Source organism: Promicromonospora kroppenstedtii, from assembly GCF_044389675.1.
Classification (GTDB): domain Bacteria; phylum Actinomycetota; class Actinomycetes; order Actinomycetales; family Cellulomonadaceae; genus Promicromonospora; species Promicromonospora kroppenstedtii.
Map to the genome: position 1 here is coordinate 77,857 of NZ_JBIRYI010000013.1, position 25,320 is coordinate 103,176.

The 25,320-nt window shown below is 73.1% G+C and carries 21 protein-coding genes; 15 read left to right on the forward strand and 6 right to left on the reverse strand.

Annotated elements, in window-relative coordinates; translation table 11 throughout:
- Positions 1 to 26: 26 nt before the first annotated feature.
- Positions 27 to 623: a TetR/AcrR family transcriptional regulator gene (locus tag ACH47X_RS20085; protein ID WP_397406292.1), complete on the reverse strand. Its 597-nt coding sequence runs from the start codon at positions 621 to 623 to the stop codon at positions 27 to 29.
- A 109-nt stretch (positions 624 to 732) separates the two neighbouring features.
- On the opposite strand from ACH47X_RS20085, the gene ACH47X_RS20090 reads away from it, so the two are divergent.
- Together ACH47X_RS20090 and ACH47X_RS20095 are read left to right on the forward strand one after the other, a co-directional pair.
- Positions 733 to 1,587 (forward strand): alpha/beta hydrolase, encoded by an 855-nt coding sequence (locus ACH47X_RS20090; protein ID WP_397406293.1) that lies wholly within the window; start codon positions 733 to 735, stop codon positions 1,585 to 1,587.
- Between the two features lie 371 nt (positions 1,588 to 1,958).
- Positions 1,959 to 3,548, forward strand: a complete 1,590-nt coding sequence (locus ACH47X_RS20095) for an alpha/beta hydrolase (RefSeq protein WP_397406294.1) — start codon at positions 1,959 to 1,961, stop codon at positions 3,546 to 3,548.
- Between the two features lie 64 nt (positions 3,549 to 3,612).
- On the opposite strand, the gene ACH47X_RS20100 is transcribed toward ACH47X_RS20095, so the two are convergent.
- Positions 3,613 to 4,473: a hypothetical protein gene (locus tag ACH47X_RS20100; RefSeq protein ID WP_397406295.1), complete on the reverse strand. Its 861-nt coding sequence runs from the start codon at positions 4,471 to 4,473 to the stop codon at positions 3,613 to 3,615.
- 630 nt (positions 4,474 to 5,103) lie between these two features.
- Here ACH47X_RS20100 and ACH47X_RS20105 point away from each other — a divergent pair.
- On the forward strand, positions 5,104 to 7,173 hold the full coding sequence (locus tag ACH47X_RS20105; RefSeq protein ID WP_397406296.1) for a DEAD/DEAH box helicase: 2,070 nt from the start codon (positions 5,104 to 5,106) through the stop codon (positions 7,171 to 7,173).
- Positions 7,174 to 7,341: 168 nt separating this feature from the next.
- Positions 7,342 to 10,050, forward strand: coding sequence for a pyruvate, phosphate dikinase (gene ppdK / locus ACH47X_RS20110; RefSeq protein ID WP_397406297.1), 2,709 nt, complete (start codon positions 7,342 to 7,344; stop codon positions 10,048 to 10,050).
- Between the two features lie 10 nt (positions 10,051 to 10,060).
- On the opposite strand, the gene ACH47X_RS20115 is transcribed toward ppdK, so the two are convergent.
- The gene (locus tag ACH47X_RS20115) at positions 10,061 to 11,047 is read right to left on the reverse strand and encodes an Acg family FMN-binding oxidoreductase (protein ID WP_397406298.1); all 987 of its coding nucleotides are present in this window, start codon (positions 11,045 to 11,047) and stop codon (positions 10,061 to 10,063) included.
- A 162-nt stretch (positions 11,048 to 11,209) separates the two neighbouring features.
- Here ACH47X_RS20115 and ACH47X_RS20120 point away from each other — a divergent pair, with 162 nt between their 5' ends.
- The 6 genes from ACH47X_RS20120 to pflA are packed head-to-tail and all read left to right on the forward strand — an operon-like array spanning position 11,210 to position 16,774.
- Positions 11,210 to 12,493 (forward strand): NAD(P)/FAD-dependent oxidoreductase, encoded by a 1,284-nt coding sequence (locus ACH47X_RS20120; protein ID WP_397406299.1) that lies wholly within the window; start codon positions 11,210 to 11,212, stop codon positions 12,491 to 12,493.
- Position 12,494: 1 nt separating this feature from the next.
- The gene (locus ACH47X_RS20125; protein WP_397406300.1) at positions 12,495 to 12,812 is read left to right on the forward strand and encodes a TusE/DsrC/DsvC family sulfur relay protein; all 318 of its coding nucleotides are present in this window, start codon (positions 12,495 to 12,497) and stop codon (positions 12,810 to 12,812) included.
- A gap of 29 nt (positions 12,813 to 12,841) precedes the next feature.
- Positions 12,842 to 13,315, forward strand: coding sequence for a DsrE/DsrF/DrsH-like family protein (locus ACH47X_RS20130; RefSeq protein WP_397406301.1), 474 nt, complete (start codon positions 12,842 to 12,844; stop codon positions 13,313 to 13,315).
- Between the two features lie 28 nt (positions 13,316 to 13,343).
- Positions 13,344 to 13,625, forward strand: coding sequence for a dsRBD fold-containing protein (locus ACH47X_RS20135; RefSeq protein WP_397406302.1), 282 nt, complete (start codon positions 13,344 to 13,346; stop codon positions 13,623 to 13,625).
- A gap of 33 nt (positions 13,626 to 13,658) precedes the next feature.
- Positions 13,659 to 15,941 carry a formate C-acetyltransferase gene (gene pflB / locus ACH47X_RS20140; protein WP_397406303.1) on the forward strand — a complete coding sequence of 761 codons (2,283 nt, stop codon included), beginning with the start codon at positions 13,659 to 13,661 and terminating at the stop codon, positions 15,939 to 15,941.
- Complete coding sequence (gene pflA / locus ACH47X_RS20145; protein WP_397406304.1) at positions 15,941 to 16,774, forward strand: pyruvate formate-lyase-activating protein; 834 nt, start codon at positions 15,941 to 15,943, stop codon at positions 16,772 to 16,774. Before pflB ends, pflA begins: the two co-directional genes overlap by 1 nt.
- A 23-nt stretch (positions 16,775 to 16,797) precedes the next feature.
- On the opposite strand, the gene ACH47X_RS20150 is transcribed toward pflA, so the two are convergent.
- The 3 genes from ACH47X_RS20150 to ACH47X_RS20160 all read right to left on the reverse strand — a co-directional run bounded on the left by ACH47X_RS20150 (position 16,798) and on the right by ACH47X_RS20160 (position 19,556).
- Positions 16,798 to 17,550, reverse strand: coding sequence for an SDR family NAD(P)-dependent oxidoreductase (locus ACH47X_RS20150; RefSeq protein ID WP_397406305.1), 753 nt, complete (start codon positions 17,548 to 17,550; stop codon positions 16,798 to 16,800).
- 22 nt (positions 17,551 to 17,572) lie between these two features.
- Positions 17,573 to 18,526 carry a universal stress protein gene (locus ACH47X_RS20155; RefSeq protein ID WP_397406306.1) on the reverse strand — a complete coding sequence of 318 codons (954 nt, stop codon included), beginning with the start codon at positions 18,524 to 18,526 and terminating at the stop codon, positions 17,573 to 17,575.
- Between the two features lie 70 nt (positions 18,527 to 18,596).
- The gene (locus ACH47X_RS20160; RefSeq protein ID WP_397406307.1) at positions 18,597 to 19,556 is read right to left on the reverse strand and encodes a zinc-dependent alcohol dehydrogenase family protein; all 960 of its coding nucleotides are present in this window, start codon (positions 19,554 to 19,556) and stop codon (positions 18,597 to 18,599) included.
- Between the two features lie 121 nt (positions 19,557 to 19,677).
- On the opposite strand from ACH47X_RS20160, the gene ACH47X_RS20165 reads away from it, so the two are divergent.
- From ACH47X_RS20165 to ACH47X_RS20185, 5 genes are all read left to right on the forward strand, one after another.
- Positions 19,678 to 20,493, forward strand: a complete 816-nt coding sequence (locus ACH47X_RS20165) for an HAD family hydrolase (RefSeq protein ID WP_397406308.1) — start codon at positions 19,678 to 19,680, stop codon at positions 20,491 to 20,493.
- A gap of 82 nt (positions 20,494 to 20,575) precedes the next feature.
- Positions 20,576 to 21,508, forward strand: coding sequence for a universal stress protein (locus ACH47X_RS20170; protein ID WP_397406310.1), 933 nt, complete (start codon positions 20,576 to 20,578; stop codon positions 21,506 to 21,508).
- Positions 21,509 to 21,530: 22 nt separating this feature from the next.
- Positions 21,531 to 23,423, forward strand: coding sequence for a heavy metal translocating P-type ATPase (locus ACH47X_RS20175; RefSeq protein ID WP_397406312.1), 1,893 nt, complete (start codon positions 21,531 to 21,533; stop codon positions 23,421 to 23,423).
- A gap of 23 nt (positions 23,424 to 23,446) precedes the next feature.
- Positions 23,447 to 24,823 carry a ferredoxin reductase family protein gene (locus tag ACH47X_RS20180; protein ID WP_397406314.1) on the forward strand — a complete coding sequence of 459 codons (1,377 nt, stop codon included), beginning with the start codon at positions 23,447 to 23,449 and terminating at the stop codon, positions 24,821 to 24,823.
- Entirely contained in the window at positions 24,820 to 25,320 is a 501-nt protein-coding gene (locus ACH47X_RS20185; RefSeq protein ID WP_397406316.1) for an FMN-binding protein, read from the forward strand. Before ACH47X_RS20180 ends, ACH47X_RS20185 begins: the two co-directional genes overlap by 4 nt.

Genomic DNA, 25,320 nt, shown 5'->3' on the forward strand with positions numbered 1-25,320 from the left:
GACGGACTCTGACCATGCCGGACCCCTCAGGGCTCCGGGCAGGTCCGCGGAACGGACGGGTCCTTGCTCATGCGCAGGATCAGGGCGACCGGGTCCTTTGTACGGGCTGCCGGAGCGAGGACCTCCCGCAGGAGCAGGCCACGGATCGCGGCAGTGGTGACGGTAGCGACCGCCACTGCCTCCTGAGGGTCCAGCCCTTCGCGTTCGGCGAGCGAGGCCATCATCTCGGTCAGGTCCTCGAGCGAGTCGATGAACTCACGAAAGTCGTCCGGGCGGTACGCCGCCAGCCCCGCGACGTGGAAGAACCCGCGGACACGCGAGAGCTGCTCCGGACGGGTGTAGGCCCGCCAGATCGCGTGGACGAGCTCGTCGAAGGTGCCCTGCCGGGCGCCCTCGAGAAGAGCCTCGTTGTCCCGGGACCGCTGCGCCCCGAGCATGGCGGCCAGGACGCCCGGGAGCGACCCGAAGTGGTACCGCAGAAGGGCGTGGCTGGTCTCGGCCCGGGCGGCGATCTCGCGGAGCGACACCTCCGGTGAGGGAAGGTCCTCGCCGAAGGCGTCGAGAAGCCGGACCAGGAGACGTGCGCGCGCGTTGCCTTCGGGGTCTGCGCCTGACAAGATCACTCCCACAGTTTATCCATTGGAAAAGAGGACGCCGTCCTGTGTCCCACATGGTCGCAGCCTGCCGACGCCGTCCTCGTTCTCCAGGCCGCCGAGATGCGAAGGACCTTCGATGACGACCATGTGGCAGGGCTGCCTAGCCGACACCGACTACTTCGAGGTGCGGTCCGGCGGTGGGCACGACTACGGAATCTGGGTCACCGCGCCACCGGGCTACGATCCCGCGACGACGCAGGCACCTGTCGTCTATGTGCTCGACGGCAACTGGGCCGTGGGCATGACGGCTCCGCTCATCGTCACCCAGCTGGACCCCATGCAGCAGATCCGTCCCTACATCCAGGTCAGCGTCGGTTACGCGGGCGAGGAGGCGCAGCACTGGGACCGGCTGCGCAACAGGGACCTCGTGCCGCCCGGCGAGCCGATCGCCGAGGAGCTCCTCGACGCCGTGGAGCTGGGGATCCGAACGGGAGCACGGACGCGCGAGGAGTCCGACGCCTACCTCGCCGAGCTGCGCGACACCCACGCCGATGCCTTCCTGAGCTTCCTGACCGCAGAGCTGCACCCGCGGATCGAACGCGACTACGGCACGGCCGAGAGCGGCCACGGGCTCTTCGGCTACTCCTACGGCGGACTCTTCAGTCTGTACACCTGGCTCAGCGGCAGCACGCTCTTCGAGACCATCGGCGCGGGCAGTCCCGGCATCGCCGGGGAGGACAGCCAGATCTTCGCCCAGCTCCATGAGTTGGGTGACAGCCGGCCCGACGCCAGGCTGCACGTGACCCTCAACGACCGAGAGCTTCTCGGTGACCTGGCCGTCTACCAGAGCCTCACGAAGAACACGGCCACCCTGCTGCACCGTCTCACCTCACGCGACGGAGCGGTCACCAGCGCGGTCCTGCGCGAGACGCACGTTACCGGGCTGCAGGCGTCGTTCCTCAGCTACCTCCGGACCTGCCGCGCCAGGTAAGTGCCGCCGCCGGGACCGGTACGTCCCACGATCGGTTCGCGGCCCCCGAAGGACCGGTTGGCACCGGCGGTGGCATGACACATGTCACCCGCCGGCGCGCCGATCCTCCCGGCCGGCGGTGACGGCTCGTCACTGGGGCCGCGCCGGCCCGGCGCCGAGACTGGTCGGACCGACCTCGGGGGGCTGGTCGACCCGCACGACGGCTGCGCCCCGAGGTGAAGCTCTCAGCCGGAGGAAGGTCACCGATGCGAGACCGCGCGAAGCCGTCCCAGTACGACGACGGGCCTGCCACATCCGTACCCGGGAAATCCCGGCAGCGAGGCCCGGGGCGGCCACGGCCACCTCGAAGCGGAACACGGCGCGGGGTCGCCGTGACGCTGGCATTGGGCCTGGTGGCCTCGGCGGGTGCCGCCGCCGGCCTGCCGGCCATGGCCCAGGACCGGGCCGCCACGACGACCGCGTCCACGACGACGCCGGTCACGGTGGCGGAGGCGCCCGTCCCGGCGCCGGCCGAGTGGGGCGCCTGTCCCGCGGACGTCGCCGAGGAGGCGGCGCCGTACGTGCTGGACTGCGCCACCGTGCAGGTGCCCCTGGACTACGCCGAGCCCGAGGGCAGGCAGATCGACCTCACGATCTCCCGGATGGCCAGCACCAACCCGGAGAAGCGCCGCGGCATCCTGCTGCTGAACCCGGGCGGGCCGTCGGGTTCCGGGCTCACGCTGTCGACGCTGCTGGCGTCCAGGGGCCTGCCGAAGAGCGTGCGCGACGCCTACGACATCATCGCCATGGACACCCGCGGCATCGGGCACTCGACGGCCGCGCGCTGCGGGTTCACCGCGGAGACCCCGCACTTCGGCAACCTGCCGCCCTACGCGGTGGACGAGGCCGCCGTCGACGCGCAGGCGAAGGTCGTCAAGGGCATCGCCGAGCAGTGCGCCTCGTCGCCCGACGCCGAGCTGCTGCAGCACCTGAACACGCCCGACACGGCGCGTGACCTGGACCAGATCCGGGCGGCGCTGGGCGAGGAGAAGGCCAGCTACCTGGGCTACTCCTACGGCAGCGGCCTGGGCGCCACGTACGACGCGATGTTCCCCGACCGGGCCGACCGCGTCGTGCTGGACAGCAACATCGGTGACACGCACCTGAACCAGGACGTCATCCGCCTGTGGGGCCCCGGCATGGAGGACACGTTCCCCGACTTCGCGATGTGGGCGGCCAAGCGGCACGGCAGCTACGGGCTGGGGCGTACGCCGGCACAGGTCCGTGCCACGTTCTTCGAGCTGGCCGAGCGGCTCGACGAGCAGCCGCTCGCCGGCGTGGACGGCGTGATCTTCCGGATGGCTACCTTCGGGTACCTCTACAGCCCGGGGCAGTACCCCAAGATCGCCGAGGTCTGGGAGTCGGTCCTGACCGACGACGCGGCCGCGGTCGAGCAGCAGCTGGCCGACGTGCCGGCGGGTACCCCGGGCGGAGCGCCGGCCGGTACGGCGGCTGCCGCGTCCGGCGCCGCGTCCGATGCCGAGGAGCCCTGGCCGCTGGACAACGCCCTGACGGTGTTCCTCGCGGTGAGCTGCAACGACTCCGACTGGCCGGAGGACGTGCAGCACTACAAGGACACCGTGGCCGCCGACCGGAAGGCGTACCCGATGTTCGGTGCGGCAGGGGCCAACATCACGCCGTGCGCCTACTGGCCGTACGAGCCCGTCGAGCAGGCGGAGATCTCACCCGAGGGCAAGCGGAACGTCCTGATCCTGCAGAACGAGCGCGACCCGGCGACGCCGCTGGCCGCCGCGCAGCGCACGCGGGAGGCGTTCGGCGACCGGTCGCGCCTGGTGACCGTCGACAACAGCGGGCACGGCGCCTACCTGCTGCACGACAACCCGTGCGCGCTGGAGGCCACCACGAAGTTCCTGGTGGACGGCACCCTGCCCAAGCGGGACGTGTCGTGCCGGGCGGGCTGACCCGCTGACCGTTCGGTGCGGACCGCGATGATGCCCCGGCCTCCGGAGCGTCGTCGCGGTCCGTTCACGACGCGTCGTCAGGGATGAGCTCGTCGGCCTGCAGCTCGGTGCGCAGCTCCTCCTCGAGCTCGTCGTGCAGGACGGCGGGGACGGGGCGCTCGTCCGTCCTGATGCGCTCCCGGTAGGTGCGTCCCGCCGCCCGCACGCTCGCGGCGACCGCGCCGTCGGCCAGGTCGAGGAGCGGCCGGCCGAGCTGCGGCAGCACCGCGCGGCGGACCGCCGCCGCGAGCAGGTCGGCCACCTCGGAGGTAGGTCCGGAGTCGCCCGAGCCGGTCTGCGCCATGCGCACCGGCAGCACCTCCACGTCGATGCGGCGCTCGCGGGCGACCTCCTGCACCGCGACCGTCAGAGCCTCCTGGTACGCCTTCTCGTCCTGCCTGGACAGGGCGTCGACGGCGTCCCGGTCGCCCATGGCGGCCCGGGTCAGCTCGTGGTCGGGCCCTAGCTCGTCGTGCAGTGCCCGGACCTGCCTGTCGAGCTCGTCGAACTCGGCCCAGCCGTCCACGCCGAACCCGGCGAGGACGTCGCCCGCGTCGACCCACACCTGCAGCGGCTGGTGCCAGGGCAGGACGTCGTCCGTGTCGGCGCCGTCCCTCGGGTCCGCTCCCGGCTCCGTGGGCTCACCGACGCCGTTCAGGTCCAGGGTCAGCACCAGCTCGTCGGCGAGCTCGACGGCGAGCTCCAGCTCGGTGGTCACCCCCGCGTCGGCGCCGTCGTCCAGACCCAGGGGGGTCGTGGTCGGGGCGGTCGCGGGCAGTACCGGGCTCGTCAGCGACTCACCGCCCGACGACGCGGCGGCGGGCTCGGCCGCGGGGTGCCCCACGACGGCCTCGCCGGAGCGCTGTCCCGTGTCGTTCGTCGTCATGTGTTCGTCCCTCCGGAATGGCGTGCCGGCCGGCCGGTACCGAAGGGGACCGGCAGACGGCGACTGGCGCACGAGCGTTGCGCCCTCGTCCTCGCCTCGCCGACGCAGTGCACGCGCGGGCGAGAGGAATACGGAACGGAGGCCGGCCGTCTGCTTGACCGGGCCCCACACTACCCACAGTGTCGAAGTTCGATCTCGTGGCGGGGGCGCCGTATCCTGAACACGTGCGTGGCTCCCGCCCCGTGCGTAGGCGAGCACGCTCCCGTCCGGAGCGTGGCCGCCCTTGCTGACTCCGGACCCCGGCCCCATGGGGTCGCGGCGGTCCGGGCGGCCTGACGGCCGCCCGATACCCGTGGGCTCCACGGGAGCTGTGGCGTTCTCGCAGGTGGCGACATGGTTCACACGCAGACCTGTCGTCCGGGTTCGTTCGGCGACAAGATGGCGGCCGAGGGGCGGGGCTCGACGGCGAGCGGATGCCCATCGGTCGGGCGAGCGGGGGCGGACGCCGTCAGGATTCAGCTAGGAGGAGATTTGGCACGATCAGGCCAACGCCGACCGGGCCGCGCGCGGTCCGGTTCAGGTTCCGGCACCCAGCGCCGCCGTACCGGTGCGCGGCCTGCCGAGCAGGGGATGATCCCGGTGCTCGCGCAGGCCGCCCACGAGGTCGACGGCGCCGTGCGCCGCCCTCCGACGCGCCCGGCGGTGCGCACCAAGTTCCAGGTGGTCGCGCTGCTCATGCGCGAGGAGCGGGCCCGGGTACGGGCCGACGGCGACCTCACCGAGAACCAGCGCACCAAGCGGCTCGACCGGCTCGACGCGGTGGGGACGCTGCTGGCGCGCATCGCGGCCCGGGACACCTCGCTGCTCGAGCTGCTCGGCGAGGACGCCCGCGTCTCCGACGCGGCACGCGAGTTCAAGGCGGACATGATGCGCGCCGGCGGGCTGGAGCCGCCGGAGGAGCCACCGCCCGCGCCGGCGGTCGCCCCCGCGCCGGGCGCCGAGAAGCAGGTGGTGCCCCGCTCGGTGATCTCGCGCCAGCTCGCGAACCCGTTCCTCGCCCCCGACTTCGCGGCCGCGGCCGAGCGGCAGGCCCCGAAGGTCCGTCGGCTCGCCGGCTGGGAGCTGCTCGAACCGCTCTTCCGGTCCTTCGAGCACGCCGGCCCCGGTGCCCCGGCCTGCATGCCGCTGCCCGAGCCCCGCTCGCTGTCCGCGGCGCACGGCCGCACGCTGATGCACCACCAGGCCCAGGTGGTCGAGGCCACGGCCCGCGGCCACCGCACCTACCTGCTCGCCGACGAGCCCGGCCTCGGCAAGACCGCGCAGGCCCTCCTCGCCGCCCAGGCGGCTGACGCCTACCCGCTGCTGGTCGTGGCGCCCAACGTGGTGAAGACCAACTGGGCGCACGAGGTCGAGATGTGGACGCCGAAGCGCCGGCCGACCGTGGTCCACGGCGACGGCGACCAGGTCGACGGGTTCGCGGACGTCGTGATCGTGAACTACGAGATCCTGGACCGGCACGTCGGCTGGCTCGGTGACCTCGGCTTCCGCGGCATGGTCGTGGACGAGGCGCACTTCATCAAGAACAAGGGATCGCAGCGCTCCCAGCACGTGCTCGCCGTCTCCGAGCGGATCCGCGCGCGGACCGCCCGGCCGCTCATGATGGCGCTCACCGGCACCCCGCTGATCAACGACATCGAGGACTTCCGGGCGATCTGGCAGTTCCTCGGCTGGATCGACGACACCAAGCCGCAGGCCACGCTCCTGACCTCGCTCGAGGACACGGGCCTGACCCCGGCGGACCCGGGTTTCTACCCTGCCGCCAGGTCCAGCGTGATCGACCTGGGCATCGTGCGCCGCCGCAAGGCCGACGTCGTCGCCGACATCCCGGCCCGCCGGGTCGCGGACATGCCGGTCGAGCTCGACGGCGCCGCGGGCCGCTCGATCCGGGCCGCCGAGGTCGCGCTCGCCGAGCGCCTGGTGAGCCGCTACCGGTCCGCCGTCCAGGCGCGCGCCGAGAGCTCGGTCGTGGACGACGTCGTCGTGGACGGCGTCGACCTGGAGCTCGCGCGCCGGGTGGCGGCGGCCGAGCTGAAGGACTCGAGCTCGCGCGCCGACGGCGAGAACGTGTTCACCATGGTCCGCCGGATCGGCCAGGCCAAGGCGGGACTGGCCGCCGACTACGCCGCGCAGCTGGCCCGCAACGTCGGCAAGGTCGTGTTCTTCGCCAAGCACGTCGACGTCATGGACCAGGCCGAGAAGACGTTCGCGGACCGCGGCATCGGCTACGCCTCGATCCGCGGCGACCAGACGCCCCGGATGCGGGAGAAGAACATCACTGCGTTCCAGGACGACCCGGACGTGTCGATCGTGGTGTGCTCCCTGACGGCCGCCGGCGTGGGGCTCAACCTCCAGGTGGCCTCCAACCTGGTGCTGGCCGAGCTGTCCTGGACCTACGCCGAGCAGACCCAGGCCATCGACCGCATCCACCGGATCGGCCAGGCCGACCCCGTCACGGCCTGGCGGATCATCGCCGCTCAGACCATCGACGCCAAGATCGCCGAGCTGATCGACAGCAAGGCAGGGCTGGCCGCCCGGGCGCTCGACGGGGCGGGCGAGGACGACGACGCGTCGTCCACGGACGTACAGCTCGAGGCCCTCGTCGCGCTGCTCACGGAGGCGCTCGCCGCCGACGGGGCCTGAGCCGACGGGGCCCGAGCCACAGGCCGGTGGTCGCGCGGCCCGGGCACAGGGGCACCGAAGTCCCTGCGCTCCGGGCCGTTCGGCCCTGGCCGGCCGTCGTCCGGGCGAGGGATGGTTGTCCTGTGCGCTTGCTGCCGGTGGGATCGCTGCCGGCGGGACGGAGGCATCATGACCACGCATGCGGACAGCCGGACCGGGCCCCGCTCGGCCGGTGCGCCGGAGCCGGCTTCGGCCGGGCGGTACGTGTACGACCTGGCCGAGGGCAGCGCCGGGATGCGGGAGCTGCTGGGCGGGAAGGGTGCCGGCGTCGCCGAGATGACGCGCCTCGGCCTGCCCGTCCCGGACGGCTTCACGGTGACCACCGCGGCGTGCGTCGCCGCCATGACGAACGACCATCGCTGGCCAGGCGGGCTGTGGGACGAGATCGTGACCCACCTGGAGGCGCTGGAGCGCCGCACGGGCCGCAGGCTGGGCGCCGCCGACCGGCCGCTGCTGGTCTCGGTGCGGTCGGGCGCCGTACGGTCCATGCCCGGGATGATGGACACGATCCTCGACCTCGGTATCACGGACGAGTCGGTGGAGGCCCTGGCGGCCGAGTCGGGCGACCCCCGGTTCGCCTGGGACGCGTACCGCCGGTTCGTGCAGATGTACGGCGAGGTGGTCGAGGGAGTCCCCGCACGCGCCTTCGAGGACGCGCTCACGGCACTGAAGGACCGTCGCGGGCTGCGGTGGGACAACGAGCTGACGGCGGACGACCTGCGGGAGCTCGTGACGACGTTCCGCGAGGAGGCCCGCCGGGCCACCGGCCACGACCTGCCGACTGACCCGCACGAACAGCTCCGCCGGGCGGTGGACGCCGTCTTCGGCTCGTGGGACAGCCCCCGGGCGCGCGTGTACCGCGAGCTGAATGACATCCCGGACGACCTGGGCACCGCCGTGAACGTGATGCAGATGGTGTTCGGCAACAGGGGCGACACGTCCGCCACGGGCGTGTGCTTCACCCGCAACCCCGCCACAGGCGCGAGGGAGCGGTACGGCGAGTTCCTCCTCGACGCGCAGGGCGAGGACGTCGTCGCGGGTATCCGCACCCCCCGGCCGCTGCCGGAGATGGAGAAGCTGCTGCCCGCGGCGTACGCCCAGCTCATGGACACGATGGACCTGCTGGAGCACCACTACAAGGACATGCAGGACATCGAGTTCACGGTCGAGGACGGCACGCTCTACCTGCTCCAGGTGCGCACCGGCAAGCGCACCGCGGCCGCGGCGCTGAAGGTCGCTCGCGACCTCGTCGCGGAGGGCGAGATCGACAAGGAGACGGCACTGCGCCGGATCGACCCGGCCCAGCTCGACCAGCTCCTCCACCCGACGATCGACCCGGCCTGGTCCGGGACCCCGCTCACGCACGGCCTGAACGCCTCGCCGGGAGCGGCCGTCGGCACGCTCGTGTTCGACGCCGACACCGCGGCGCAGCGCGGCCAGGCGGGCGAGGCCGTGGTGCTCGTGCGCTGGGAGACGACACCGGACGACATCCACGGTATCGCCGGGGCCCAGGGCGTGCTCACCGCGCACGGCGGCATGACGTCGCACGCGGCGGTGGTCGCCCGGGGCATGGGCAAGCCGTGCGTGGCCGGCGCGGGGGAGCTGGGCATCGACGCCGACGCCCGCACCCTGTCGGTCGGCGGCACCGTGCTCACCGAGGCGGACACGGTCACCCTGGACGGCACCACCGGATCCGTCTACGCCGGCGCCCTGCCGCTGGTCCCGCCGCAGGTCACGGACGACTTCGCCACCGTGCTCGGCTGGGCCGACGACGTGCGCCGCCTGGGCGTGCGCGCCAACGCCGACACCGGGCCGGACGCCGCGAGGGCACGCGAGCTGGGCGCCGAGGGCGTGGGCCTGTGCCGCACCGAGCACATGTTCATGGCCACCGACCGCCTGCCTGTGGTGCGGCGCATGATCCTGGCGGACACCGCCGCCGAACGACAGGCCGCGCTGGACGAGCTCCTGCCCATGCAGCAGGCGGACTTCGAGGAGATCTTCACGGCCATGACCGGCCTGCCCGTCGCCGTCCGGCTGATCGACCCCCCGCTGCACGAGTTCCTCCCCGACCTGGTCGAGCAGTCCCTGCTGGTACAGCGGCTCGAGACGGACGGCGCACCCGGCGAGCTCGACCGGGCGCGAGCGCTCCTGGCCCGCGTCCTGCGCCTGTCCGAGAAGAACCCCATGCTCGGCACACGGGGCGTGCGCCTGTCCCTGCTGTACCCCGAGATCGGCGTCATGCAGACCCGCGCGATCGTCCGTGCGGCGCTCGCGGTGCGTGGCCGCGGGCTGGACCCGCGGGTGGAGATCATGGTGCCGCTGGTGGCGTTCGCCGAGGAGCTGCGGCGGATGCGCGAGATCGTCGTGGCCACCGCCGACGAGGAGCTCGCCGCGGTCGGGGTGCCGGGCCTGCCCTACGCGGTCGGCACGATGATCGAGGTGCCGCGCGCCGCCCTCACGGCCGGTGAGATCGCCGAGCACGCCGACTTCTTCTCGTTCGGCACCAACGACCTGACCCAGACGGCGATCGGGGTCTCCCGTGACGACGCCGAGGGCTCCTTCCTGGGCCGCTACCTCGAGACGGGCATCGTGCCCGCCGACCCCTTCGCCTCCCTCGACGCCGACGGCGTGGGGGAGCTCGTCCGGATCGGTGCCGAGCGGGGGCTGCGGGCGCGGCCCGAGCTGGAGACCGGCGTGTGCGGCGAGCACGGCGGCGACCCCGCGTCGATCACCGTGTTCGACGGCATCGGCCTCGACTACGTGTCCTGCTCGCCCTACCGGGTCCCGATCGCCCGGCTGGCCGCGGCGCAGGCGCGGCTCGACGACGCGGTCGGATAGCGCGGGCCGGTCACTCCTCGGGCCGGCCCCGCCACGGCACCCACGGGTTCATGGCGTCGTGGCGCGGCCGCGTGCGGCGGGGTGTGCGCTCCCCGCGTGGGCTGGTGCCGAGCCGCATCAGCATCTGGGGGAAGGTGCTGAGGGAGAGCGCCCCCCGCAGGTCGTGCCGTGTCGTGGGGTTCTCCAGGACGGTGGTCGCGAAGGACGCCTGGACGAAGTAGGTGGTGGCGACCAGCAGCGCGCGCTCCAGTGCCTGGCCCGCCGCGACCCAGTCCCGCCGGGAGTCGCCGGTCGTGGCCAGGACGGCCATGGTGGAGTGCTCCTCGAACGGCTCCTGGCCCCGGCTCGCGTGGAACCGGCGCACCGGCGCGTCCGGGTTCTTCGGTGCCCGCCCCAGCAGGTGCTGGGGGATGCCGTCGTCGCGCCCCGGCCAGGTGGCCGTCCATGCGGCCTCCTCGTCGCGTCCGGCCATGTCCTCGGCCGCGAGCGCCTCCGCCCGCCGGACCAGCGCGAGCACCTGGGCACGTGCGGGGTCCGTGGGCTGGATCGTGCGCAGGGCGGCCCCCTCGGCGTCGGCGGCCCGCTGGATCGCGACCAGCACGTCCGCGGGGAGGGGCTGGTCGTCGAACGGGACCCGCGACGTCACGCGGTGCTCGATCGCGACGGACAGCTCGAGCTCGTCCGGGCTCGGGTCGTCGCCCGGTTCGAGGACGACCTCGGCGACGAGCAGCTCGTCGTCCGGATCGGGCAGGACCGTGACGACCGCGGTCAACGACTCGCGGCGAGCCGCGACCCGGATGTTGAAGAGGTAGGCGCCGCAGCTGATCAGCATCTCCCTGCCGTGCGGGTCGGCGTGCCGCAGCTGCCGTGACGGATCGGCGCGGAGCGTCAGCGTGCTCTCCTCGACCGCCACCCGCCAGGGCTGGGTGTTCAGCACGCTCGGGGCGTCCCCGGCCGCGCTCAGGATGCGCTCGACCCGTGCGTCGACGATGTTCATGGCTGGTCTCCCTTCGTGCGCGCGCTCGCGCTCTTGTCGAGCACACCACGGGCCACGCGGATCCAGCAGGGCAACTGGTCCCGACTTGCCCGGGCCTTCGTCCCCCACGAGTACGACCAATGCCTCTACGAGGCGGATTCTCCCCGTACCGAGACTAGGAGCATGACCAGTCGAATCGTGATCCTGGGTGGTGGCACCGGCGGCACGCTGTCGGCGAACCGGCTGCGCCGCATGCTCGACGAGGACGTCGAGATCACCGTCGTGGACCAGGACGACCGCCACGTCTACCAGCCCGGCCTGTTGTTCGTGCCGTTCGGTCTGGCCGCCCCCGGGAGCCTCGTCCGGGCCCGTGGCAGGCAGCTCCACGCGGGCATCGGTTACCGCCGCGGTGTCGTCCGTCGGGTCGACATCGATCAGGACCGGGTGCACCTGGCCGACGGTTCGGTGCTGCCCTACGACCTGCTGGTGATCGCGACCGGGGCACGCCTGCTGCCGGAGGAGACCGAGGGGCTCACGGCTCCGGGGGTGCACTCCTTCTACGACCACGCCGGTGCGCAGGAGCTCGCTTCCGCGCTGGCTGCGTTCGATGGTGGCCGGCTTGTCGTCGACGTCGTGGACATGCCGATCAAGTGCCCGGTGGCGCCGCTGGAGTTCTGCTTCCTCGCCGACTGGTACTTCCGGCGGCGGGGGATCCGTGACGCGGTCTCACTGACCTATGTGACCCCGTTGGACGCGGCCTTCACCAAGCCCGTGGCCGCCGCCGCACTGGCCGGGCTGCTGGCCCGGAAGGAGATCGAGCTGGTCACCGAGTTCAACACCGGCAGCGTCGAGCACGACGCCGCGGGCGGGCGCCTGGTGTCGTTCGACGAGCGTGTGGTGCCGTTCGACCTCGCGGTCGTGGTGCCTCTGCACGGCGGTGCCGGCTACGTCGAGGCCTCGGCCGGTCTGGGCGACGAGCTGGGCTTCGTGCCGGCGGACCCGCGCACCCTGCAGTCCGTTGCGCGCCCCAACATCTTCGTGATCGGCGACGCCGCGGCCGTGCCGGCCTCCAAGGCGGGGTCGGTCACGCACTTCGAGGGCGAGATCCTCACCCGGAACGTGGCCCGGTTCCTTGCCGGCCAGGAGCTGGAGGCCGGCTTCGACGGGCATGCCAACTGCTTCGTCGAGACCGGTTTCGGCAAGGCCCTGCTGATCGACTTCAACTACGACACCGAGCCGCTGCCCGGGCGGTACCCCGGCGCGCTCGGCCTGCCGCTGCTCGAGGAGTCGCGGCTCAACCACCTGGGCAAGCGGATGTTCGCCTGGCTCTACTGGCACGGCCTCCTGCCGGGCCGGGACATCCCCGGGATCGGTTCCACCATGCCGCGCTCGGGCAAGCGCCTGCCCGCGGTACGCCGTCCGGTACCGACGCCGCACGGACAGCCGCACGACGAGCAAGGAGACTGACATGCCCACCGTGACCTATGCCGGCACCCCGGTGCCGGTGAACGACGAGGGTTTCTTCACCGACCCGGACCGGTGGAACGAGCGCATGGCGCCCGAGATCGCCCGCGAGGCAGGCATCGAGACGCTCACCGAGGAGCACTGGCAGGTCATCAAGCACGTCCGCCACGAGTACGCGGAGAAGGGCAGCGGTCCCACCGTGCGAGCGCTCGGCAAGACCTCCGGCGTCGGCGTGAAGGAGCTGTACGAGCTGTTCCCGAAGGGACCGGCGAAGCTGGCCGCGAAGATCGCCGGCATCCCCAAGCCCCGCGGCTGCATCTGAGGACCAGGAACGACGAAGGACGGTGCGTCATGGCAGACGACGGCACGATCGAGAAGGTCTCGATCATCATCTCCAAGGGCTCTCTCGAGGGCGTCTATCCCGGTCTGATCATGGCCAACGGCGCTCGCGCCGAGGGGATCGAGGCCAACCTGTTCTTCACGTTCTTCGGGCTGGACGCGATCCATCGGCGCCGGTGGGGGCACATCAAGCTCGCCACCGTGGGCAACCCGGGCCTCCACCTGGGCACCTGGGTGGGTGGCGTGCCCGGTGTCTCGGCCGCCATGACGCGCTACATGGCCCGCAGGATGGACCGGCTCGACATCCCGCCGATCCCGGAGTTCATCGAGATGATCGCCGACACCGGGGCGGGACTGTACGCCTGCCAGGCGTCGGTCGACCTCTTCGGCTACGAGCGGGACGACTTCGTCGGCCAGGTGAAGGACATCATCACGGTGGGCGAGTTCTACGACCTGGCGGCCGGCGGCCAGATCGTCTTCACCTGACCGTCCACGATCGAGAGGGAGCACTGCCATGACCCACACCTGGAACGTCACGATCCGCCTCTTCGACGCGGACGACATCGAGCGCGACGGCACCCTGACCGCGGCCCACGCCGTGCTGACCACGTCGAGCGGCACGTCGCTCGAGGGTCACGGACGGGCCCGCCGCAACCCGGACGACCCGCAGGTCGCCGAGATCGGCGAGGAGCTCGCGGCGGCACGTGCGCTGCGCGAGCTGGCGGACCGGCTCCTTCGTGCCACGTCCGACGACATCGCCCAGTTCGAGCACGGCCCCGTGCGGCTGCACCCATGAACGGCGGACCCGCCACACGGACAGGAGCAGATCATGACCACAACCCGTGAAGCACCGGCCGGGTCGGCGTCGCAGGCCGGCCCGGGCTGCGCCGCATGGTCCGGGTTCACCCCCGGCCCGTGGCAGGACCACGTGGACGTGCGCGACTTCATCCAGCGCAACTACACGCCCTACGAGGGCGGCCCGGGCTTCCTCGCGGGGCCCACCGCCCGCACCAGGCACGTCTGGGGCGTCGTCAGCGCGCTGTTCCCGGAGGAGCGCGCCCGGGGCGTGTACGACGTCGACCCGCACACCCCCGCGGGCATCACCTCCCACGTGCCCGGCTACATCGACCGGGACGCGGAGCTGATCGTCGGGCTCCAGACCGACGCGCCGCTGAAGCGCGCCATCATGCCGAACGGTGGCTGGCGCCTCGTCGAGACGTCGCTCAGGACCTACGGCTACGACGTGGACGAGTCCGTCAGGGAGATCTTCACGAGGTACCGCAAGACGCACAACGAGGGGGTCTTCGACGCCTACTCGCCCGACGTCCGGGCCGCCCGGCGCAGTCACATCATCACCGGCCTGCCCGACGCCTACGGCCGCGGGCGGATCATCGGCGACTACCGCCGCGTCGCCCTGTACGGCGTCGACCGGCTGGTCGACGCCAAGCGGGCGGACAAGCTGTACCTGGACGCACGTCCCTTCAGCGAGCAGGTGGTGCGGGAGCGCGAGGAGCACGCCGAGCAGATCCGCGCGCTGGGCGAGCTGAAGGAGATGGCGGCGTCCTACGGGTACGACATCTCGGGGCCGGCGAGGACGGCCAGGGAAGCCGTGCAGTGGCTGTACTTCGCCTACCTCGGGGCGGTCAAGGAGCAGAACGGTGCGGCGATGTCGCTGGGTCGCACCTCGACCTTCCTCGACGTCTACCTCCAGCGGGACCTCGTCGCCGGACTGATCACCGAGGAGCAGGCGCAGGAGCTCGTCGACGACCTCGTCATCAAGCTGCGGATCGTCCGGTTCCTGCGGACCCCCGAGTACGACGCCCTGTTCTCGGGCGACCCCACCTGGGTCACCGAGACCGTGGGGGGTACGGGAGACGACGGGCGCACCCTGGTCACGAAGACCTCGTTCCGCTACCTGCAGACCCTGTACGACCTCGGTCCCGCACCCGAGCCGAACCTCACGGTGCTCTGGAACCAGGGGCTGCCCCGCGGGTTCAAGGAGTTCTGCGCCCGGGTGTCGATCGACACGAGCGCGCTGCAGTACGAGTCGGACCGGCAGATCCGTGGCTCCTGGGGCGACGACGCCGCGATCGCGTGCTGCGTCTCCCCGATGGCGGTCGGCAAGCAGATGCAGTTCTTCGGTGCTCGCGTGAACCTGGCCAAGGCGCTGCTGTACGCCGTCAACGGCGGGCGGGACGAGATCAGCGGCGAGCAGGTCATGCCTGCCTTCGCACCCGTGCCGGTCGGGCGACCGCTCGACTACGACGACGTGCTCAGGCGGCTCGACACGACGATGAGCTGGCTGGCGGCCACCTACGTCGAGGCACTGAACGTGATCCACTACATGCACGACAAGTACGCCTACGAGCGGCTGGAGATGGCGCTGCACGACCGCACCGTGCTGCGGACGCTCGCCTGCGGGATCGCGGGGCTCGCGGTCACGGCCGACTCGCTCAGCGCCATCCGCTACGCCGAGGTCGTGCCCCTGTTCGACGAGCGCGGGGTCGTGGTCGACTACGACGTGCGCGGTTCGTACCCGGCGTACGGCAACGACGACGACCGCGCCGACACGATCGCGGTCGAGCTCGTCGAGTCGTTCATGGACAAGGTCCGGCGTCGCCCCGCCTACCGTGACGCGGTGCCCACGCAGTCGGTCCTGACGATCACCTCGAACGTCGTCTACGGCAAGGCGACCGGCAACACGCCGGACGGGCGGCGGGCCGGCGAGCCCTTCTCGCCGGGCGCCAACCCGATGAACGGGCGCGACACGCACGGCATGCTCGCCTCGGCCCTCTCGGTGGCCAAGCTGCCGTACGACCAGGCACAGGACGGCATCTCCCTGACGAGCACCGTGGTGCCGTCGGGTCTCGGCCGGACCCGCGAGGAGCAGGTCGGCAACCTGGCCGGCCTGCTGGACGCGACGGTGGGGCTCGACGGCTATCACATGAACGTCAACGTGTTGAACCGGGAGACCCTCGAGGACGCCATGGAGCACCCCGAGAACTACCCGCAGCTGACGATCCGGGTCTCGGGGTACGCGGTGAACTTCGTCCGGCTCACGCGCGAGCAACAGCTCGACGTGCTGAGCAGGACCTTCCACGGAGGACTGTGATGGGGCGCGACGCGCCGGCCCGAGCCGTGACCACCCGGTCACGGCGGCTCGCCTCGATCCGGTCGGGAGAGCTCGGTTCGGTCCATTCGTGGGAGCTGGTGACGGCCGTGGACGGACCCGGGACGAGGCTCACGATCTTCCTCGCGGGCTGCCCGCTGCGCTGCCTGTACTGCCACAACCCGGACATGCTTCAGCTGAGGAACGGTGAGCCGGTCACCGCTGAGGACGTCCTGCGCCGCGTGCGGCACTACCTACCCGTGTTCCGGGCCACCGGCGGCGGCCTCACCCTGTCCGGTGGCGAGGCGCTGATGCAGCCGGCGTTCACCGCACGTCTGCTGCACGGCGCCAAGCAGCTGGGCGTGCACACCGCGCTGGACACGTCCGGGTACCTGGGAGCGAACCTCACCGACACGATGCTCGCCGACACGGACCTGGTCCTGCTCGACGTGAAGTCCGGTGACCCGGCCACCTACCGCCGGGTGACGGGCGGTGAGCTGGCGCCGACCCTCGCGTTCGGGCGCCGCCTGGCCCGGGCCGGGCTCTCCGACGGCGGCGGCCGGGCGCCGGACGTCTGGGTCCGCTTCGTGCTGGTCCCGGACCTCACCGACGACGAGCGGAACGTCGACCTCGTCGCGGCCTACGTGGCCGAGCTGAACGAGATCCGGCCCGGAACGGTGAGCCGTGTGGAGGTGCTCCCGTTCCACCAGATGGGGCGGTACAAGTGGGCCGCGCTCGGTCGGCCCTACGCGCTCGAGGCGACCCGGCCGCCGTCGCCGGGACTGACCGAGCGCGTACGTGACCAGTTCCGCGCGTACGGGCTGACGACGTACTGACCGACCGGCCGTCAGCCCGGCCGTCAGCGGGCGATGAACCCGCCGTCGACGTAGAGCTCCGCGCCGGTGACGAACGACGCGTCGTCGCTCGCCAGGTACGCCACCGCGGCGGCGATCTCCTCGGGCCTGCCCAGGCGGCCCATCGGGGTCATGCCGATCATCGCGGTCTCGAACTCGGTGCCCCGGGCCGCGTCCAGGATCGGTGTGTCGATGAACCCCGGGTGGATCGAGTTGACTCGCACGCCGGCCCGCGCCCAGGCCAGTGCCACGTTCTTGGTGAGCGTGCGGACGGCGCCCTTCGCGGCGTGGTAGGCCGGGGACGTGCCCATGCCACCACTCGTGCCGAAGATCGAGCTGATGTTGACCACCGCACCGTGGCCGGACCGCTTGAGCGCCTCCGCCGCGGCCTTCGTGCCCAGGAAGACTCCGGTCTGGTCGACCGCCACGGTGCGCTCGTACTGCGCCAGGGTCGTGTCCTCGATGGTGCCCAGGTCGCCGATGCCGGCGTTGTTCACGAGCACGTCCAGTCCGCCGAACTGCGTGACGGCTCTCTCCACCGCCGCGCTCCAGGCATCCTGGTCGGCCACGTCGTGGTGCAGGAACGCGGCGCGGCCACCCTTCTCGACGATCTCGTCGGCGACCTTCTGCCCCTCGGCGTCCTGGACGTCGGTGACCAGCACCGCAGCCCCTTCCTCGGCGAGGCGCAGTGCGGTCGCCCGGCCGATGCCGCTCGCGGCTCCGGTCACCAGCGCCGTCCTGCCCTGAAGTCGGTTCATGATCATGCCCTCTCTGCTCGGCTCAGCCCTGGTGGTGCGCGATGATGACGGGGTGGTGCGACCGGCGGAGCACGGCGTCCGCGACGGAGTACCGCAGGCGCCCGGCCGTCTGCGAGTGCGGGCGGCCGCCGAGCACGACGATGTCGTCGGGCCCGAGCTCGTCCAGGAGCGCGTCCACCGGGTTCCCTCCGCCGAAGACGACGTGCTCGCGCACCGACGGGTACTTCTCGGACCAACGGCTGACCTGGCGCTGGACGCCGTCCCGCTCCGCCTCCTGGTGGTCCACGTCCGGTCCCCCGAAGTCGAGCCCTGCCGCCGGGTCGGGCTCCATCACGTGCACCGCCACCAGCGGGCAGGCTCGCTGGTGGGCCTCCGCGAACCCCAGGTCGAGCTGGGGGCCGGCGTCGTCGTTGCTCACGGCGACCACCACGCGGTTCGGCTCGCCGGTGGCCGCACCGGACGGGACCACGGCCACGGGGCCGGGTGCTGTCGCGGCGAGCGCGCTCGACACCGAGCCGAGCACGGCCCGGTCCAGGGCGCCGAGCCCGCGTCGTCCGACGACCACGAGGTCGGCGGAGGTGGACCGTTGCGCGAGCACGTGGGCCGGGTCGCCGTGCACGACCTGCTCGTCGACCGGGTGACCGCCGGGATGCGCGCCGTCCAGCCGCGAGGCGGCGCGCTCGACGGCGTCGTGCGCGCGGTCGCGGAGGTCGTCGACGCTGACGCCCATCGTCCCGGCCATGTTGGCCGGTGGGCTGACGTAGGCGGTCAGCACGGTCAGGGGTGCGCCGTGCCGGTCCGCCGTCAGTGCCGCCCAGTCGACGGCGGCCATGCTCTGCGGGGACCCGTCGACGCCGACGACGATGCCGCGCTGCCACGTGCTGCCCATGATGATCTCCTCGGTCCGGCCCCCGCCTCGGGGTACTCCTTCCCAGCCGACCATCTCGCGCGCACCGCGGGCAGGGCCGACGGTCACGTGTCCACGGGACCTTCGGCCGGGTGGGGACGACCCGGGCACCATCCGGAAGAGGGACGGGGGCCGTGCGTCAGGCCGAGGGCGCGACCAGCACCGCGGCCCCGTGCACCCGGTCGGCCGCGAGGTCGCGCAGCGCGACGTCCGCCTGGTCCAGCCGGTACGGCGTGACCGTCGCCCGGATCCCCAGCCGGACGGCGAGCCGGAGCAGCTCGGCCCCGTCGGCGCGGGTGTTGGCGGTGACGCTCGTGAGCGTGCGCTCGCGGAACAGGTGCTGCTGATAGCTCAGGGCCGGGACGTCGGTCAGGTGGATGCCCGCCAGCGCGAGGGTGCCGCCCCGGTCGAGCGCGGCCAGCGCCACCGGGACCAGCTCGCCGGCGGGCGCGAACACGATCGCCGAGTCCAGCGGCACCGGGGGCGCGTCCGCCGCGGCCCCGGCCGAGGCCGCCCCCAGCTCCAGGGCCAGGGCACGGGCGTCGGCGTCGCGGGTGAGCACGTGCAGCTCGGCGCCCTGCGCCAGGGCGATCTGCGCGGTGATGTGCGCGCTGGCCCCGAACCCGTAGATGCCCAGCCGCCCGCCCGGCGGCACCACGGCCCGCCGCAGCGCCCGGTAGCCGATGATGCCCGCGCACAGCAGCGGGGCGACCTGGACGTCGGCCAGGTCCGGCAGGGGATAGACGTACGCGGCCGGAGCCGTCACGTGCTCGGCGTAGCCGCCGTCGGCGTCCCAGCCCGTGTAGGTCGACGACGGGCACAGGTTCTCCGCGCCCCGGCGGCACCAGGTGCACTCGCCGCACGTCGAGCGGAGCCACGCGACCCCGACCCGTTCGCCGACGACGCGGCCGCGGACCCGGGCGCCGACCTGCTCCACCTCGCCGACGACCTCGTGCCCGGGGACCACCGGCGAGCGGTGGGGCGGCAGGTCGCCGTCGACCACGTGCAGGTCGGTGCGGCACACGCCGCACGCGAGCACGCGGACCAGCACCTCGTCGTCGGCCGGCACCGGCACGGGTATCTCTGCGCGCGTCAGCATCCTGTCGCCCCGTGCCTGCCATGCCAGCATCGCTCGGCCCTCCCGGTCGCCCGCAGGTGTCGCGCACTTCCTTCATCGTGCCCCCGTGGTGCGGACGGCGCCGGAGGAGGAAGGTGGTCGCATGGAACGCCCACCTCGTGCGGTGGTGGACCTGGCTGTCGTGGACGCCGTCGTCCTCGACACGGACGGCGTCATCACGGACACGGCCCGGATCCATGCCGCCGCCTGGAAGCGGGCCTTCGACGAGCTGCTCCGGGACCGTGGGCGGCAGGGCGGTGCCGAGCTCCCGCCGTTCGACGTCGCGAGCGACTACCCCCGCTTCGTCGACGGCAGGTCGCGTGCCGACGGCGCCCGCGGCTTTCTGCGCTCCCGGGGGATCACCCTGCCGGAGGAGGGCGGTCCGGGCGGCGCGGGCCCCGGGGTGGAGACGCTCGGGTCGCTCCTCGACCGCAAGACCCGCTATTTCCTCGACGAGATCGGGACGCACGGGGTCCGCGCGTTCCCGGGCACCGTGCGCCTGCTGCGTGAGCTGCGTCGCCGCGGTACCGGCGTCGCCGCGGCCTCGGCGAGCCGCAACTGCGGTCCCGTGCTCCACGCGGCAGGTGTGGACGACCTGGTGGACGTGCGCGTCGACGGCCTGGACGCGGACCGTCTCGGGCTGCCGGGCAAGCCCGACCCCGCGCTGTACCTCGAGGCGGCCGTGCGGCTCGGTGCGTCCCCTGGCCGGTGCGCGCTGTTCGAGGACGCCGTCGTCGGCGTGGAGGCCGGCCGGCGTGGCGGCTTCGGCACGGTCGTCGGCGTCGACCGGCACGGTTCGCTCCGCGGTCCGATGCTCGACGCCGGCGCGCACCTGGTGGTCGGCGACCTGGTCGAGATCACCGTGGTCGGTGGCGCCAGGCGGACCCGGGGCAGGGGCGAAGGTCCCCGGGGCGCGTGACCCTCGGCCCTCCCGGCCGCGCCGTCCGCGGCGCAGCCTGGAGGTGGAGAGCGGTCCTGGCCACACCAAGGGGAGGTTCGTCATGGGCACGACCCGGAACGTCGATCCAGTAGTCGTCGCCGTGGACGGGAGCGAACGCAGCGCGGGGGCCATCCGGTACGCGATCCACGAGGCCCGGCTCAGAGGCAGCCCCGTGCGGATGGTGCACGTGGCGCCCACCCCGCTCCCGGAGGGCGGTCTGTGGCCCGCCGCGGGACGCGACGTCGAGGACCTGCGGAGTGCGGGAGAGCTGATCCTCGACCGTGCCGTGTCGCAGGCGCGCGCCTCGGCGCCCGACGTGGCGTTCGACTCGCTGCTCGGCCGGGGTCCTCGTGCGACCGAGCTGGTCGCGGCGGCGGGGACCGGCGGTCTGCTGGTCCTCGGCCGGGAGACGCGCCGAGGGCTGGAGCGGGTCGTCGCGGGAGCACTGACGGCGGGGGTGGTCGCCCGCGTGGCGGTCCCGGTGGTGGTCGTGCCGGCGGACTGGCAGGGAACCCGCCGGGACGGGGTCGTGGCGGGGATCAAGTCGTACCCGGCCGACGGCGAGCTGCTGGCGCGGGCCTACGCCGCAGCCGCCCTCCGGCACACCACGCTGCGCCTGGTCCAGGTGGCCGACCTCGCCGATCTCGCCCCGGACGCCGTCGCGGCCGCCGACGTCGACGCCCTGGTCGGCGCGGGCAGCCGGATGCTGGGCGAGGCCGTGCGCGACTGGTCCACCGCCTTCCCGGAGACCCGGGTGGAGAGCGTGGTGCTGCCGGGTCGACCGGCCGAGGCACTGGTCGAGGCCGCGGCCGGCGCGCACCTCCTGCTCGTCGCCCGCCCGCACCGCGACCTGCGCCACCCGGTCCGCCTGGGGCGGACCCCGCGGGACGTCCTCGCGGGCTCCGACACCCCGGTCGAGGTCGTCCCGCTGCGGGGAGACCCGACCATGGCACCCCTCGTGCTCGAGCGGTCGGGCGAGATCCTCAAGGAATGACGACCTGAGCGAGAATTGCTGGATGCGGCCGGTGCGCGCGTTGGTGCGGTACCCCGCGATCACGGCGACCGTCGTCGTGCTCGCGCTCGTGCTCGTGCTCCAGGCGGGGGAGCAGCCCGCCGCGGCGCGGTGGGTCGCGACGGCCTACGTCGGCGCGTTCGTGGTGTGGACGCTCGTCGGGATGGTGCGCGACGTGCTGCGGGGTCACGTGGGGCTCGACGTCCTCGCGGTGGTGGCGATGGTCGCGACGCTGGCGGTCCAGGAGTACGTCGCCTCCCTGGTGATCGTGCTGATGCTCTCGGGCGGCGAGGCGCTCGAGGACTTCGCCGCCCGCCGGGCGCGGCGCGACCTGACGGCGCTGCTCGACCGTTCCCCGCGGACCGCCCACGTGGTCGCGGACCCGGGCTCCGCCGGCTTCGACGGGGTGCGGGACACCCCGGTCGACGACGTCGTGGTGGGTGACGTCCTCCTGGTGCGCCCAGGTGAGATCGTGCCGGTCGACGGCGTGCTGCTCGACGACGGCGGCACGTTCGACGAGTCGTCGCTGACGGGGGAGAGCCTCCCGGTCGGTCGCGAGGTGGGGGCCGAGGTGCTGTCCGGTGCCGTGAACGGCACGCGCGCGGTCCGGATGCGAGCCGTGCGCGGCAGCGCGGACAGCCAGTACCAGCAGATCGTCGCCCTGGTCGAGGAGGCCGGGCGGTCACGGGCACCGGTCGTGCGCCTGGCCGACCGGTTCGCCGTGCCGTTCACCGCCGTCTCGCTGGTGCTGGCCGGTGCCGCGTGGACGCTCTCGGGAGACCCCGTGCGCTTCGCCGAGGTGCTGGTGCTGGCCACCCCGTGCCCCCTGCTCATCGCGGCGCCCGTGGCCTTCCTCAGCGGGCTCTCCCGTGCCGCCAAGCTCGGGGTGATCATGAAGGGCGGCACGGTCGTCGAGCAGCTCGCGCGCCTGCGGTCGGTCGCGTTCGACAAGACGGGGACGCTCACCCGGGGCCGACCCGGCCTCGTCGCGGTCCGCCCCGTCCACGGGCTGGCCGCGGACGAGCTGCTGCTCCTCGCCGCGTCGGCCGAGCAGTACTCGTCGCACGTCTTCGCCGACAGCGTGCGCCGGGCCGCCGCCGACCGCGGCCTCGTGCTGCTCGCGGCGGACGAGGCCGAGGAGGTGGCCACGAACGGTGTCGCGGCGAGCATCGACGGCCGCCGGGTCGTGGTCGGCAAACCGGCCTACGTCCGCTCGGTCGCCCCGGACACGGTCGCCACGCCGCTCGGCCCCGGCCAGGCGGCTGCCTACGTCGCGGTGGACGGGCGGTTCGCGGGCGCCGTCGTCCTGGCCGACGACGCCCGGCCCGAGTCCTCCGCGGTCGTGGCCTGGCTCCGCGCCAACGGCGTCGAGCACGTGACGATGCTGACCGGGGACGCCCGGGCCACGGGGGAGTCGGTCGCCCGGCAGGTCGGTATCGACGAGGTCCACGCCGAGCTCCTGCCCGGCGAGAAGGTGCGGCTCGCCGCGGAGCTGCGCCCGCGCCCCGTGATGATGGTCGGCGACGGCGTGAACGACGCGCCGGTGCTGGCCGCCTCCGACATCGGCGTGGCGATGGGTGCCAAGGGTGCGACGGCCGCAGGGGACGCCGCCGACGTCGTGCTGCTCGTCGACTCGCTCGGTGGGCTCGTGGACGCGGTGTCGGTCGGCCGGCACACCCTGCGCACCGCCCTGACGGCCATCTGGCTCGGCATCGGGCTGAGCATCGGGCTCATGCTCGTGGCGGCGACCGGCGCGATCCCGGCCGTCACCGGGGCCCTCGTGCAGGAGCTCGTCGACCTGGCCACCATCCTGTACGCGCTGCGGGCGCTGACCGGCCCGCCGGCCGGGCTCACGGCGGCGGCGGAACAGGAGCAACCGGCTCCGAGAATGCGCTGAGAATCGCCGCCGAGACTGTCGGCATGAGCACGATCACACCACCGCGTCCCTCGCCCGGGGCCGGGCAGACGGACCGGGCCGCCGCGCCGGCCCGGCCCGGCAGCCTCGCACTGCGGGCCCTTCTGGCCCTCGCCCTCGTGGCAGTCGCCGTCTTCTGGTGGACGGGCACGCCCTCCGGGGCGGGCACCACGCCCGGCGGGGCGCTCACGGCGCTCGGCGAGCTCACGGGTCTCGTCGCGTCGGTCCTGGTCTGCGCGCAGGTGCTCCTGACCGGCAGGGTGCCATGGTTCGAGCGGGCCGTCGGCCTCGACCGGCTCGTGGCGTGGCACCGGACGCTCGGGACGAGCGTCGTCCTCCTGGTTCTGACCCACGTGCTGCTGATGGTCCTGGGCGGCGCGCTCCTGTCCCGGCACACCCCGTGGGACGAGGCGGTGACCATCGTGACGACCCAGCCGGAGATGCTCTCGGCGGTCGCCGGTACGGCGCTGTTCGTGCTGGTCGGTGCGACCAGCGCCCGGCTCCTGCGCGGTTACCTCTCCTACGAGGCATGGTTCGTCGTCCACCTGAGCGTCTACCTCGGCATCTACCTGACGTTCGGGCACCAGATCGCCGCAGGGGCGCACTTCGTCGGTGACCCGGCGGCACGCCTCGCGTGGGTCCTGCTGTACGCGGGTACCGCGGCCGCGCTGCTGACCTGGCGGGTCGTCCTGCCCCTGGCCGACGTGGTCCGCCACGCGCCGCGGGTGACCGCGGTCGTTCCCGAGGCGGGCGGCATGACGAGCGTCTGGGTCTCGGGCAGCGGAATCGGCGACCTGGGCGCGACGGCGGGTCAGTTCTTCCTCGTCCGCTTCCTGGTACGCGGGCACCTGGTGTCCGCCCACCCGTACTCGGTGTCCGCGGCCCGGACGGGGGACCACCTGAGGTTCACCATCGGCGCGCTGGGCGACCACTCGCGCGCGGTGGCCGGACTGCGGCCCGGTACCAGGGTTCTCCTCGAAGGACCGTTCGGCCGGTTCACCGCGGCCCGGGCGCGTCGGCGGGGCGTCCTGCTGGTCGCCGGCGGAGCCGGCGTGGGGCCGGTGCGAGCGCTCGCCGAGGAGCTGAGGCTGCGGGGCCACGACGTCGTGGTGGTGCACCGCGCCCGGTCGGCGGCGGACCTGGGGCTGGGGGGTGAGCTCGCGGCCGAGGGCATCGACTACCGGCCGGTCGTCGGCCGGCGCGCTGAGCTGGGCCACGACCCGCTCGACGCCGGCCGTCTCCGTGCGCTCGTGCCGGATCTGCCGCAGCGGGACGTGTTCGTGTGCGGTCCACCCGGCATGGTCGCCACGGTCGTGCGTTCGGCGCGTGCGGCCGGTGTCCCGAGGTCCGCCGTCCATCACGAGGAGCTGAGCCTGTCATGACCACACACCGCTGGAGGGGAACGGTCGTCTACCTGGGCGCCCTGGCCGGGCTGGCGGCGATCGCCGTGGCCCGGTTCGGCGGCCTCCCGTTCGAGCAGGCCGCGCCGGCCGTCGCCGGAAGCACCGTCCCCGCCGGCGACACCGGCGGGTCCACGAGCGGCTCCGGGTCGGCCGTTCCGGACGGCACCTCGCCGTCGAACCCCGGAACCGGTACGCCCGACGCGTCGACGGTGACCGTCGGCGGAGACGTCGCCCAGACGCCCTACGGACCCGTGCAGGTGGCCGTCACGTTCACCGGGACGCGGATCGTCGACGTCCAGACCGTGCAGTCGCCGGTCGGTCCCGAGAGCTCCCAGATCGCCGCCCGGTCCACGCCGATCCTGGCGCAGGAGGTCGTCTCCGCGCAGTCGTCCCACATCGACACGGTCTCCGGCGCGACGTACACCTCCGAGGGGTACCGGGAGTCGGTCCAGTCGGCGATCGACGCACGGGGCTGA

Excerpts from the sequence above, each read along its gene's own strand:
- ACH47X_RS20090 (WP_397406293.1), top strand. The coding sequence starts at position 733 with ATGACGACCATGTGGCAGGGCTGCCTAGCCGACACCGACTACTTCGAG.
- ACH47X_RS20100 (WP_397406295.1), bottom strand. The coding sequence starts at position 4,473 with ATGACGACGAACGACACGGGACAGCGCTCCGGCGAGGCCGTCGTGGGG.
- ACH47X_RS20105 (WP_397406296.1), top strand. The coding sequence starts at position 5,104 with ATGATCCCGGTGCTCGCGCAGGCCGCCCACGAGGTCGACGGCGCCGTG.
- ppdK (WP_397406297.1), top strand. The coding sequence starts at position 7,342 with ATGACCACGCATGCGGACAGCCGGACCGGGCCCCGCTCGGCCGGTGCG.
- ACH47X_RS20115 (WP_397406298.1), bottom strand. The coding sequence starts at position 11,047 with ATGAACATCGTCGACGCACGGGTCGAGCGCATCCTGAGCGCGGCCGGG.
- ACH47X_RS20120 (WP_397406299.1), top strand. The coding sequence starts at position 11,210 with ATGACCAGTCGAATCGTGATCCTGGGTGGTGGCACCGGCGGCACGCTG.
- ACH47X_RS20125 (WP_397406300.1), top strand. The coding sequence starts at position 12,495 with ATGCCCACCGTGACCTATGCCGGCACCCCGGTGCCGGTGAACGACGAG.
- ACH47X_RS20130 (WP_397406301.1), top strand. The coding sequence starts at position 12,842 with ATGGCAGACGACGGCACGATCGAGAAGGTCTCGATCATCATCTCCAAG.
- ACH47X_RS20135 (WP_397406302.1), top strand. The coding sequence starts at position 13,344 with ATGACCCACACCTGGAACGTCACGATCCGCCTCTTCGACGCGGACGAC.
- pflB (WP_397406303.1), top strand. The coding sequence starts at position 13,659 with ATGACCACAACCCGTGAAGCACCGGCCGGGTCGGCGTCGCAGGCCGGC.
- pflA (WP_397406304.1), top strand. The coding sequence starts at position 15,941 with ATGGGGCGCGACGCGCCGGCCCGAGCCGTGACCACCCGGTCACGGCGG.
- ACH47X_RS20150 (WP_397406305.1), bottom strand. The coding sequence starts at position 17,550 with ATGAACCGACTTCAGGGCAGGACGGCGCTGGTGACCGGAGCCGCGAGC.
- ACH47X_RS20160 (WP_397406307.1), bottom strand. The coding sequence starts at position 19,556 with ATGCTGACGCGCGCAGAGATACCCGTGCCGGTGCCGGCCGACGACGAG.
- ACH47X_RS20165 (WP_397406308.1), top strand. The coding sequence starts at position 19,678 with ATGGAACGCCCACCTCGTGCGGTGGTGGACCTGGCTGTCGTGGACGCC.
- ACH47X_RS20170 (WP_397406310.1), top strand. The coding sequence starts at position 20,576 with ATGGGCACGACCCGGAACGTCGATCCAGTAGTCGTCGCCGTGGACGGG.
- ACH47X_RS20175 (WP_397406312.1), top strand. The coding sequence starts at position 21,531 with ATGCGGCCGGTGCGCGCGTTGGTGCGGTACCCCGCGATCACGGCGACC.
- ACH47X_RS20180 (WP_397406314.1), top strand. The coding sequence starts at position 23,447 with ATGAGCACGATCACACCACCGCGTCCCTCGCCCGGGGCCGGGCAGACG.
- ACH47X_RS20185 (WP_397406316.1), top strand. The coding sequence starts at position 24,820 with ATGACCACACACCGCTGGAGGGGAACGGTCGTCTACCTGGGCGCCCTG.